The following is a 10,957-nucleotide window of genomic DNA, read 5'->3' on the forward strand; positions in this document are numbered from 1 at the left end:
TGGGGCGTGGACTACCTGAAGTACGACAACTGAAAGTCTGGCGCTTGGGCCTGCGGGCGGATCGGGTGTCACGTCCCCTGAGCTGCTGGTTTGGTCCGGTCAGGTCCGGTTGCGTCTGGCGCAGTCCGGACGTTTGCCGGCCTGTAGACGGCCTGGGGTGTCCATTGTGGACGGTAGGGCGCCGCACGCTGGAGGACGGGGCGGCCGGCGCAAGGACGGCGGAGAGCTGGTGTCGGGGCCAGAGAACCAGCTGGTTGGGGCTGGGCTTGCGGTCGATGCTCATTGGTCCTCCTCGGTCTTGCGGGCAGCGGGGCTAGGAGATTGAGGAGCCTTGCCCCTCCCTTTCCCTCGCCCCTGCCGCCGGTTAGCGCCGGAGCGGTTGTGTCAAGGCATCTGTCCCGCCTTGACGCGGCCGTTCCGGTGTTAAACGATTAATTGCGAGGGTTGGGTTTGGTCGTGATTCGTTGGTGTATAGCGATGTCTGGGGCGGTCCGCGGTCGGCGCTCGTGGCGGTATCGTGTGTTGACGGTCCCTGGCACCTCTCCCCCCTGGTGCCAGGGACCGCCCTGTGTCTGCGTCGGGGTTCGGTCGTCCAGCTCGGGCCGGCGGTCGTCACGGCCTGATGGGGGGTGTCGAGGTGGTTCATTGGGGGTGCCGCGTCGTCGGCGGCGGGGTCCTGGCGTGCCTGGCGTGCCGTGCCCGGAAGGGTCGCCCGGCCGTGCGGAGCGGAAGGCCGTTGGCGTGCCCTTCCGGGCTTTCGGCCCCGCAACGGGCGCTGCCAGGTCGACCACCGCGCCGCCGTCGGCGGCGCGGCTTGATCCCATAGAGCCAAATTCGGCAGTACACAGAGAAAGAAGACGATCGCCGAAGGCTCCCAAGTTGCATACAGCGCAGGTCGCCCGCGTGCTCGTCTGGCACTGTGCGAGGTAGCCCCGTCCCGCATAGGGTTGCGCCATGGTTGCGAAGCCGTGGAGCCCGAGCATGGATCTCAAGGCGTGGGCGTTCGATGTCGCCAAGGACGTACTTGCGGAGGCGTTGCCGCGCCGGTGGGCACATGTGACAGGTGTAGCCGAACGGGCCGCCGGTCCTGCCTCACGATTGCCTGCCGGTGATCTGTTGGTCGCGGCAGCAATATTGCACGACATCGGTTATGCGCCAAAAATTGCATTGACCGGATTTCACCCCCTGGACGGCGCGCGTTATCTGTGCGAGTTGAACGCCCCGAAACGTTTGTGCGCGCTTGTGGCACGTCATTCGAGCGCAGTTGTGGAGGCAGGGTTTCGAGGGCTTGAGGCTGAGCTTGAAGAGTTCCCCGATGAAGAGAGCGCCGAACGGGACGGGCTTTGGTGGGCCGACATGACCACCACGCCAGACGGCAAGCACACCGATTTGAACGAGCGACTGAGAGAAATACGGACTCGGTACGGCCCAGACCATCTCGTTACCCGATCAATTGAGCGTTCAACACCAGAATTGACAGCGGCGGTCGAGCGGACTTGCCGCAGATTGGAACGCTGGAACCTAGGCGTCTAGCTAAAATAGGGCTTTTCGAGATGCGCCAAGCCGTGACCGATTCGCAAGCGAATTGACGGATGGATATTCAATTCGTCCAAGGCGGACGGATCTACCCAGTGCACCTCGCTAGATTCGCTGCTCACGCGCAAGTCTCCCGACACGGGCTGCCCGCGAAAGCAGATGGAAAATTCTTGCTTTACCTCGCCGTTCGTGTAACCAATGACGTGCTTCGGGTCGGAATAGATGCCGATCAGTTCGACGACGCGAACGGTAATGCCTGTCTCCTCCTGCACTTCGCGTACGACAGTTTGCGCCAATGTTTCACCAATCTCTTGGCCGCCGCCAGGGATCGAGTAGAGATCATTGTCGGTTCGACGGATGAGGAGTAGTTGTCCGTCGCTGTTCTGAATGACGGCGCTCACAGCAACGGTGATGCTGTTGGCCTTGGGTGCTGTCGCGTCGTCGTAGAAGTCCTTGCGTGCCACTGTGTAGCCCTTCGTGTTCTTTGTCGAAATGCCGTCACCAGATCGGCGCTGCGGCACCTTTCCAGACGGATTCGAAACTTTCTGAGTATGACTCAAATAGGCTGCCCGTTGAAAGTTGCCGCAGGTGCATTACCGGCGCGTGCGCGGCCATAAAGCCATGTATGTGAGTGTTGACAAGCATGTCCTGGTCAAACCGGTAAATCGAGTTGTACAAAATCGTTGAGTGACAACGGATCTCAATTCCAGGCTCACCGTCCAGCGCTTTAAAGAAGGCGAGAGCGTTGCGCACCTTAGCGCCTAGCGTGCCTTTGCCGATATTCTCGTCCACACCCCGCTTCTCAACCTCCTCGCAGTCGGGATCTCCAAGAAGGATTCGAATCCTGGCCCCCGCCATGGCCTTACCTCGAAGCGTACGGATCATGCGCGGGTCTTCGGTCATAAAGAGACCAGAATAGACTAGAATCTCAATCTGATCATTCGCGTTGTGTAGCAACGTATCCCACACTTCGCGCGGCAATGTGTGGCGGTGCGGATAGATCTTTACTACTTCAGAAGCGGATACTTCCACCACGCGTTCTGGTGTGACCGCATCCGGCCATAGGTAATTCTCCGACTCATGCACAAGAGCGGCGATGGTGTGGCGATGTTTCGCGTACGGCGTCCGCCCCTTGGTGATCCAGCGCTCAACCGTCTTGTAGTCCACGCCGATCTTGGCCGCCACGTCGGCAGGTGCCAGCCCCCTCCTGAGCAGGGAGTCTCGGAGTCGTTCGTTGGGCACGGGGACCTCCTGGGGACGCGAGGGACGACTTGAGCCTACCAGGGACGTCCTAAGAAATCCCGCTGTGTGGTGGGTACGTCCTTCGATTTCGCCGAAAGTGGTAGATGCCAGGAACGGCAGGACGACCACAGGAGGTGCAGACGATGACGAGTCGCGCAGTGCTTCGGATCAGGGAAGTCATGGGCTCGGACGCGGTCACGGCTGAGTGATCGAGGTGGGAGACGTAGTTCTGTTGCATGTCACGAACGACTTGCCGGTTCGTCTGCGAACGCTCGCCTTCGCTGACCGCGTGGAGGTCCGTTTTGGGAATGCCTTCCCGGTCGCGTTGCTCGTAGACCTTGCAGCGCTTGATCCGCTGATCGAGGTCCTCACGCGAGGGCGCGCCGAGTTGGCAGAACACCACACACAACGCGCTGAGCGCGACGAGTAGTAAGGACACAGACATGCCAGCACCACAGGATGTTCGATTCAACGTTTCGTTCGACGAGTGGTTCCCCCAGGGCCTGTTTCTGATGGGTGAGATCACGCAGTCGTTCGAGTACCAGTCGCAGGAGGAGAGGGCGAAGGGGCGGCCGGCGCGGCCGATCGTGGATCAGGCGACCGGGCTGTACGTGTTCCGGGGTCAGTGTTCGGACCCGGCGGCGGAGAAGGCGCGTGAGCAGGCGTTCACGGTCGAGTTCGTGGCGAAGGTCCAGCCGGTTCCGCCGGCTGCGGTCGCGCCGAACGTGCCGGTGCGCGCGATCGTGCTGGAAGGGATGACGGTGCGCCCTCGGGCGGAGGCGTCTGGTCAGGCGAAGTGGCTGGTCTACCAGATTCGCGCGACCGGGATGCGCGCGGTGAACGCGGGCGGTGCGGGTGGCTCGGCTCGGTCGGCGAAGGCCGGCGGCGAGGGTGGTCAGAGCGAGGCTCCCAAGTCCAACGCCGCGTAACGGGGACTGGTCGTGGTGACGGTTCCGGAGCCGATGGTGACCCGTTGGGAGGGTGCATATCGGTTCTATGAGCAGGCCAACGCGGTAGCCGGTTCGGGTCGGGTGAATGAGGTCGTGGTGGCCGACATGGTGCGAGCGTCGCGCGAGGTCGCGGCGGCCTGGCGAGTGTTCACCCGGCTCGACGGCCTGCCGTGGTGGGTGCTGGCGGCGGTCACGACTGCGGCACAGGCCTTTGACGCGCAGGCACGGGAGTGGGAACGGCGACTGCCCAAGGACGGTGATCAGCTATGAGGGGCGCCAATGACAAGTCCACTGTGGACGCGCTGGCTGATGTCGGATTGGAGGCGTTGGCGACCACGTGGCCGGCGGCGGAGTCCGATGTGGAGTGTGAGTCCATTGTGGAGCGTGTGGAACACGAGTGGGGAGGTGATCGGTGATGGCGGCCAAGCGGAAGCGCGCAAGTGATGTGGTCGTGCCGGTGGAGAGCTTGGCGGCGGCGGTGTTCGAGTACTCGCCGGATCGTCGGCGGTTGCGGGTGCGGCTGCTGCCTCTGGAGGGGGTCGGCGTGGTGGTGGATCTGTCGCGCTCGGCGGTGTTGGACCTGGCCGAGAAGCTGGAGGCGCGGGCGGCGGGGATGGCGGAGCCGGCGGTGCCTGCCCAGGAGCAGCGCGCGTTGCCGGTGATGATCGGCGAGAACGAGGCGCGGCGGTGACGGGCCGGCAGGAATGGCCGGGCGTGGACAGTGAACGGGAGGCGGATCCGTTGGCGGAGCTGCTGGCGTCGCTGGGTGAGCAGGTCCGGCGGCGACGGGAGGAGCTGGGGTGGTCGCGTGGGGTGTTGACGCGGTACTCCGGGCGGTCGCGGGAGTGGCTGGGCCGGTGTGAGGACGGCGTCTCGGTGGTGTCGCTGGCGGCGGTGTGCCGGTGGGCGTCGGTGATGGGCAGTCGGGTCGTGATCACGTTGGTGGATATAGACGAGTCGGTGCCGACGCGCCGTGAGCAGACCGGAGGTGAGCGGGCGTGATTTCCAAGCGTGATGCGGAGCGTCGAGAGGACGTGGCGCGGTCGGCGGCGCGTCGTGAGGACGCGTTGGACGTGTTCATGGTGTTCGTGGATGGGGAGTTCACCCCGGCGGGCAGTGTGAGCGCTCAGGTTCAGTGGTGGAACTACCTGGGGTTCGTGGCCTCGGGGCTGGGGTCGGCCACCCGAAACGTGCGGTCGTTGTTCATGGGGCAGCTGGAGGAGCTGCGGTCACGGCTGGCCGCGCGCTATCCGGCGGTGAAGGACGAGTTGCCGGCGGATGCGGCGGAGTTGTCGGAGATGTCGGCGGCCGACCTGTTGGGGTTGCTGCTCACGCTCGGCGAAGAGCCAACGGACCGGGGGATGTTCGAGACGTGGGCGGTTGCGCGTCGGTATGCCTTGGAGCTGCTGGTGTCACGGCTGGACCTGTGTGCGGACGCGTGGAACGGCCTGGTGACGGGCGCTGATCGGCGGGGCCGGACGCTGCTGCGGGCCAGTGCGCGCGCTGAGGGCGGGTCCGAGCGGAGCACGACGACGGGGTTCGAGTAGTGGTGGGCGGGGGTGGACGTCACTTCGTTGGCACGGAACGTCGTCCACCCCCACTGGCCACCGGCCCGAAGGTGGGTGGTTGATCGGTGAGTCTAGCGGCTGGATGGCAGGGCTGGAAGGAGACCAGACAGCAGGCCCGGGCGCTGCGGGAGATGCGGCGGCGTCAGAAGCGGTGGACATGGCGTCGGTGCACTGACTGCCCCGAGTGGGGATGGTCGTGCGGCCGGCGCTATCGGTGCCGGCTGTGCCGGTGAAACCGCAACGCACGGAAACATCAGTGACACAAAGGAAAACGCTCGATACGACAACTCAATAGCGGTGCGGGAGGGGACGGTCATTGTCTTGGCGGACCGTCCGTCCCCTTCCACTTCAACGTCCACAACCCATGTAGGGAGCGGAACAGTGACAAGCGTAGCGGACCGTGCAGAGGCGGCGTCAAGCCCCCTGTCGTGTAAGGGATTCCGTGGTCGCGGCACTCGAAAGTGTGTGCGATGCGGGAAGTTCGCTCGCTTCGAGCCGGGTCGACAGGTGTGTTGCCTGTGCCTGGGTCACCTTCCGCTGATCTACCCGAAGGCGGGCTAGATCTCTTCCTGTTCAGGGGTCGTGGACAGACCGAATGCGGCGGCACCTCGTCGCGCGTGCTCGGTCGCAAGCCAATCAAGCGACGTGTCCGAACAGAAAGGTTCTACCTGTCATGGGAAATTTCAAGAAAGACGCGGAAGCGGCCGGTTGTGTGGTCCTGCTGGGCCTGGCTATCGGGTGGCTGATCGCGAAGCTGATCAAGACGGTGTTGTGGTTGCTGTGGAAGGGAATCCGGCACGGCCTACCGGCGCTGTGGGAGGGGTGCAAGTGGCTCAACCGCCACCCCCGGACCACAGCGATCCTGCTTGTCGTCGCCGGCGTGGTCACGGTCGGGTGGGTGCTGCGGGCCTGGCACGTGCTGGGGATCGTGGGCCTGGCCTTCGTCGGCGTGGCGGCGTTGGTGGGGCCGGTGCTGGCGTGGCGGGCTCCGGTGTGGTTTGAGACGTGGGTGTGGCGCTGGGTGCGGTCATGGTGGCTGCGCTGGGTGTTCTACGCCCCGCGCTGGGAGTCGTGGGCTCGTGGGTGTGGCCTGGTGATTGTGGATGAGGCCACGCTGGACGTGACCTCGCCGGTCATCACCAAGGTCAGCACGGGGCCGGCGTGGGATGAGGTCCGGGTGTCGATGGCGGTCGGTCAGAAGACCGAGGACTACGAGGAGAGGGTTCGGGAGTTGGCGCACGCTCGCCGGTCGGCCCGGTGTGTGATCCGGGAGCTCGCCCCCGGCGTGGTGTCGTTGGACTTCCAACGCCGCGATTTGATCGCCGGTGTGGTGCCGGCCGCTGCGATTGCGGTGGAGCTGCTGGGCGATGCGGTGGATCTGTCGTCGGTGCCGGTCGGGGTGTCGGAGTTCGGGCGGGTGCTGCGGATGCCGTTGTTCGGGCGGCACACGTTCTGTGCGGCGGAGACCGGCGCGGGTAAGAACTCGTTCACCTGGGCTCCGTATCGGGTGCTGGCTCCGGCGGTGCGCGATGGGCTGGTGAGGGTGAGCGGGATCGACCCGAAGGGCATGGAGTTGGCCTACGGGCGGGGTTTGTTCCACCGGTACGCGGACAAGCCGGCGGACGCGCTGGAGCTGCTGGAGGAGCTGGTGGCGTGTATGAACGAACGCAAGCTCATGCTCGCCGGCCGCAGGCGGAAGGTCACCATTTCTCGGGAGAACCCTTTGGAGGTGCTGGAGTTCGACGAGATCGCCGCGTTGACCAAGTACCTGGGCGACAAGGGGCAGCGGGCCAGGATTGAGGCGCTGGTGGGCCTGCTGCTGACGCAGGGGCGTTCGTTGGGGTTCGTGGTGCGCGGGTACGTGCAGGAGCCGACGAAGGAAACGGTGGTGTGGCGGGAGTTGTTCCCGTTCCGGATGGCTATGGCGTTGCCCACGGCGTCCTATGTGGACATGGTGTTGGGCGACGGGGCGTATGAGCGTGGGGCGCGGGCCGATCGGATCTCGGCGGACACCCCGGGTGTCGGGTACATGCTGGAGGAGCGTCGGCGGGTGCCGGTGCGGGGTCGGATTGCGTGGACCGATGACGCGGGCATTGAGGAGCTGGTGGCGTATGTGAGGCAGCCGGCGCGGGGTGGCGATGTGGTCGACGGCGGTCGGGTTGTGGAGTTCGTGCGGCGCAACGAGAACAAGGGGGGTGAGGCGGCATGAGCGCCGTGAATGAGGCAACCAGGAAGTCGACTGTGGACGGTGGCGCGGTGCCGTCTTTCCCCGTTGATGTGGCGGGTCAGTCGCGGGCGGAGCGGGCGCGGATGCCGATCACGATGGACGTGGCGGTGGCGGCGGCCGAGAAGTACGGCGTCTGTGTGCGGCCGATCGTGAAGGAGGTGGAAGACCCGGACGCCTTCGAGTTGCGGTATGTGGCGGTGCCGTGTGGGTCCACTGTGGAGTCTCAGTGTGGGCCGTGCGCGAAGAAGGCGAAGGCGCTGCGGATGGCCCAGTGTCGCGAGGGCTGGCACATGGCCGATGAACCGGACTTCACACCGGAGGAGCCGAACGAGGACCAGGTGGGCCTGATGACCTGCCGGGCGGATCTGCTGGCCTCCTACCGGCGGGCGGAGGTCGAGGGCAACGGCGCGGACCTGGACGAGTTGCGGGAGGCGATTCGGGAGGCCGATGCGGATTTGAAGGCGGCGGGTGTGCGGGGCCGGTTGCCGTCGCCGGATGTTTCGGCAACTCGTCCGCCCACGCGGTCGACTCGTCGGCGGCAGGATGCGCCGAACCTGCCTCGCCGCAAGGTCAGTAAGCGGACGGTGGGGCGGGAGTACGCCGGGAAGTACCGGCCGTCGATGTTCACGACGCTCACCCTCGACTCCTACGGGCGGGTGCGCGACGACGGCACGCCGGCGGACTTCGCGTCGTATGACTACCGGCGGGCGGCTCGCGACGCGGTGCACTTCGCCAGCCTGGTGGACCGGTGGTGGCAGAACCTGCGGCGGGTCGTCGGGTTCGACGTCCAGTACTTCGCGACGGTGGAGCCTCAGCGGCGGGCGACTCCGCACCTGCACGCGGCGATGCGGGGGTCGTTCTCCCATGAGGTGATCCGGCAGGTCACGGCGGCCACCTATCACCAGGTGTGGTGGCCCAACCACGACGAGTTGGTCTACCTACCGGGTGGGGAGCTGCCGGTGTGGGACGCGACGGCGGAGGGCTTCGTGGACCCTCAGACCCGGCGGCCACTGTCCACATGGGAGGAGGCGGTGGCGGACCTGACAGAGCCGGCGCACACCGTGGCGTTCGGCCGACAGGTGCACTCCAAGGGGATCCTGGGCGGTTCGGAGGAGGCGGGGCGGCACATCGGCTACCTGACCAAGTATCTGACCAAGAACGTCGGGGAGGTGATCGAGGCCAACAGCGATCGACAGCGGGAGCACCACGACCGGTTGCACGCCGAACTCCAGGTGACGCCGTGCTCGGAACGGTGCGCGGTCTGGCTGCTCTACGGAGTCCAACCGCGTGGGGCTCGCTCGGTGATGACGGCGGGACACTGCAAGAACCGGGCGCACCGCCGGACCACGCTGGGTCTGCCGGGCCGGCGGGTGCTGGTGTCGCGCAAGTGGTCGGGCAAGACCCTGGCTGACCACAAGGCGGACCGGCGGCGGTTCGTGGCGGAGGCGTTGGCGGCGGTCGGGATCGTCAAGCCGGTGACGGACACGAGCCGGCTTGTGTGGCACAACGTGCGACCTGGTGACCCGAACGTCCCACCCAGGGCGCATTTGCTGCTGCACCAGATCGCGGAGCGGACGCGGTGGCAGGCGGAGTACGACCGGGCGATGGCGGCGGCGTGGGGTCCACCACCCGGAGCTGCGGGGCCGGATGTTTCGGCAACTCCGGAGGCGGCCTAGAGATGAGGGGGGATCACGTGGGCGGTCGGGGCAAGCGGGAGCTGTGGACGCCGGAGGACTTGGGGATGTTCCTCCAGCTGTCGGAGAAGACACTGAAGGACTGGCGGTACAAGGGATACGGGCCGCCGTGGTTGAGGATGGGCAAGCACGTCCGCTACGACAGTGAGGCAGTGCTGGACTGGCTTGAGGGCCGGTCGACGAACAACCCGGATGCCGCGTAGGTGTCCGGGCCGTGGCGTCTTTCATGATCGTTATGGCGCCCATGGCGTCGTCTCCGGCCTCGCGCTGGGGGCGGCGTCGTGGGGTGCCGCAGTGTTTCGGCAACCACGACACGAGGAGGTGAGGCCGGCGTGGCTGGGCATATCGAGGACCGGTGGTACCGGCAGGCGCGGGACCCGAAGACGGGCACGTTGTTGTTCAACGAGAAGGGCAAGCCGGTCCGGGAGCGCTCGCCGGCGTTGTACGGCAAGGGTTTGCGGTACAAGGTCCACTACTACGACCCGGAGGGCAACGAGCGGGCGAAGTCCTACGCGGACAAGGAGCTGAAGAAGGCTCAGGACTTCCTGACCTCGCAGCAGCACGACCTGTTGGCGGGCACGTACGTGGACCCTGAGGCGGGCAAGGAGTTGTTCAAGGCCTACGCGCTGGAGGTGTTGCGGGGCCGCTCCAAGGATGAATCCACTGTGGATAGCACGGCGCGGCGGCTGGAGACGCACGTGTATCCGTTCCTGGGCAAGAAGGCGTTGGCGAAGATCACCACGACGGTGATCCGCAACTGGCTGGGCTGGATGGATGAGGCCACGCGGCGGCCGGCGGACACCTATCAGGGGCAGCTGTTCGACCTGGTGTCCTCGATCCTGGACGCGGCCGTGTCGGACGGCAAGCTGCGCAAGAACCCCTGCAAGGACAAGTCGATCACCAAGCCGAAGGGTACGGGCGAGAAGGTCACGCCGTGGTCCATGCCCAAGATGCGCTCGATCGAGCTGGCGTTGCCGGCGCGTCATCAGATCATCATTCCGTTGGGCTCGGGCGTGGGGCTGCGTCAGGGGGAGATCTTCGCGTTCTCTATGGACAACGTGGACCGGGAGAACATGGTCTACCACTGCACGCGGCAGATGGTCACGGTCAACGGGGTGCGCAAGTTCAAGCTCCCGAAGGGGCACAAGACCCGTGACGTCCCGCTGGGCGCGGGCGTGCTGGAGGCGCTCGACGCCTACGCCGAGAACTTCCCGCCGGTCGCGGTGACGCTGCCGTGGGCGGAGCGGGACAGCAAGCAATTCGAGACGGTCAACGTGTTGATGACCAATGACAAGAATGATCTGTACACCCGGCAGGCGTTCAACAATGTGGTGTGGAAGAAGGCGTTCAAGGCGGCGGGTATTTCGTATGCGGCGGATTGGGATGACGGAATGCACGCGCTTCGTCATTTGTATGCCTCGTGGATGCTGTCGCAGGGGGTGTCGATCAAGGAGTTGGCGGCGTTCCTCGGGCACTCCTCGGAGGCGTTCACGCTCAAGACGTACGTTCATCTGATGCCGGGGTCGCACGACCGGGCGCGGTTGGCGGTCGATGGCATGTTCAAGCCCCGCAAGCGGCCGTCCACAAAGGACGACACGAGCGGCACGGGGTGAGCCGGCGCGGCCCATCCTGAGACGGCCTGGTGCCGGCCTGGGGGCCTGAAACCAAGATCGAATCATATGTTTCCCCAGGTGAGGCTCATGCGCTGTGCAGATGTACGACAACTGCAACAACCAGGGC

Annotated in this window: 13 protein-coding genes; 11 read left to right on the forward strand and 2 right to left on the reverse strand. The window is 65.5% G+C overall.

Going from position 1 to position 10,957, the window contains the following annotated elements:
* The first annotated feature begins 981 nt into the window (after nt 1-981).
* Complete coding sequence (locus AB0M73_RS48920) at nt 982-1,533, forward strand: HD domain-containing protein (protein WP_363906937.1); 552 nt, start codon at nt 982-984, stop codon at nt 1,531-1,533.
* On the opposite strand, the gene AB0M73_RS48925 is transcribed toward AB0M73_RS48920, so the two are convergent.
* Complete coding sequence (locus AB0M73_RS48925; RefSeq protein ID WP_363906939.1) at nt 1,530-2,000, reverse strand: NUDIX domain-containing protein; 471 nt, start codon at nt 1,998-2,000, stop codon at nt 1,530-1,532. The two genes, AB0M73_RS48920 and AB0M73_RS48925, sit on opposite strands and share 4 nt — an antisense overlap.
* 34 nt (nt 2,001-2,034) lie before the next feature.
* The gene (locus AB0M73_RS48930; protein WP_363906941.1) at nt 2,035-2,778 is read right to left on the reverse strand and encodes a DUF5919 domain-containing protein; all 744 of its coding nucleotides are present in this window, start codon (nt 2,776-2,778) and stop codon (nt 2,035-2,037) included.
* Nucleotides 2,779-3,221: 443 nt separating this feature from the next.
* Here AB0M73_RS48930 and AB0M73_RS48935 point away from each other — a divergent pair, with 443 nt between their 5' ends.
* The 10 genes from AB0M73_RS48935 (at nt 3,222) to AB0M73_RS48980 (ending at nt 10,830) form a co-directional block, all read left to right on the forward strand.
* Nucleotides 3,222-3,707, forward strand: coding sequence for a hypothetical protein (locus AB0M73_RS48935; protein ID WP_363906943.1), 486 nt, complete (start codon nt 3,222-3,224; stop codon nt 3,705-3,707).
* 126 nt (nt 3,708-3,833) lie between these two features.
* Entirely contained in the window at nt 3,834-3,998 is a 165-nt protein-coding gene (locus AB0M73_RS48940; protein ID WP_363906945.1) for a hypothetical protein, read from the forward strand.
* The gene (locus tag AB0M73_RS48945) at nt 3,995-4,144 is read left to right on the forward strand and encodes a hypothetical protein (RefSeq protein ID WP_363906947.1); all 150 of its coding nucleotides are present in this window, start codon (nt 3,995-3,997) and stop codon (nt 4,142-4,144) included. The genes AB0M73_RS48940 and AB0M73_RS48945 overlap by 4 nt, the downstream gene beginning before the upstream one ends.
* On the forward strand, nt 4,144-4,419 hold the full coding sequence (locus tag AB0M73_RS48950) for a hypothetical protein (RefSeq protein ID WP_363906949.1): 276 nt from the start codon (nt 4,144-4,146) through the stop codon (nt 4,417-4,419). The genes AB0M73_RS48945 and AB0M73_RS48950 overlap by 1 nt, the downstream gene beginning before the upstream one ends.
* Nucleotides 4,416-4,730 carry a helix-turn-helix domain-containing protein gene (locus AB0M73_RS48955; protein WP_363906951.1) on the forward strand — a complete coding sequence of 105 codons (315 nt, stop codon included), beginning with the start codon at nt 4,416-4,418 and terminating at the stop codon, nt 4,728-4,730. Before AB0M73_RS48950 ends, AB0M73_RS48955 begins: the two co-directional genes overlap by 4 nt.
* Nucleotides 4,727-5,275: a hypothetical protein gene (locus AB0M73_RS48960; RefSeq protein ID WP_363906953.1), complete on the forward strand. Its 549-nt coding sequence runs from the start codon at nt 4,727-4,729 to the stop codon at nt 5,273-5,275. Before AB0M73_RS48955 ends, AB0M73_RS48960 begins: the two co-directional genes overlap by 4 nt.
* Nucleotides 5,276-5,969: 694 nt before the next feature.
* A complete protein-coding gene (locus AB0M73_RS48965) occupies nt 5,970-7,505 on the forward strand; it encodes a cell division protein FtsK (RefSeq protein ID WP_363906955.1) in 1,536 nt (511 codons plus the stop codon).
* Between the two features lie 101 nt (nt 7,506-7,606).
* Nucleotides 7,607-9,199 (forward strand): replication initiator, encoded by a 1,593-nt coding sequence (locus AB0M73_RS48970; protein ID WP_363906961.1) that lies wholly within the window; start codon nt 7,607-7,609, stop codon nt 9,197-9,199.
* A 2-nt stretch (nt 9,200-9,201) separates the two neighbouring features.
* Nucleotides 9,202-9,420 (forward strand): helix-turn-helix domain-containing protein, encoded by a 219-nt coding sequence (locus AB0M73_RS48975; protein WP_363906957.1) that lies wholly within the window; start codon nt 9,202-9,204, stop codon nt 9,418-9,420.
* Between the two features lie 129 nt (nt 9,421-9,549).
* The gene (locus tag AB0M73_RS48980; protein ID WP_363906959.1) at nt 9,550-10,830 is read left to right on the forward strand and encodes a tyrosine-type recombinase/integrase; all 1,281 of its coding nucleotides are present in this window, start codon (nt 9,550-9,552) and stop codon (nt 10,828-10,830) included.
* Nucleotides 10,831-10,957: the final 127 nt, after the last annotated feature.

Source organism: Kutzneria sp. NPDC051319, assembly GCF_040682195.1.
Lineage (GTDB): Bacteria > Actinomycetota > Actinomycetes > Mycobacteriales > Pseudonocardiaceae > Kutzneria.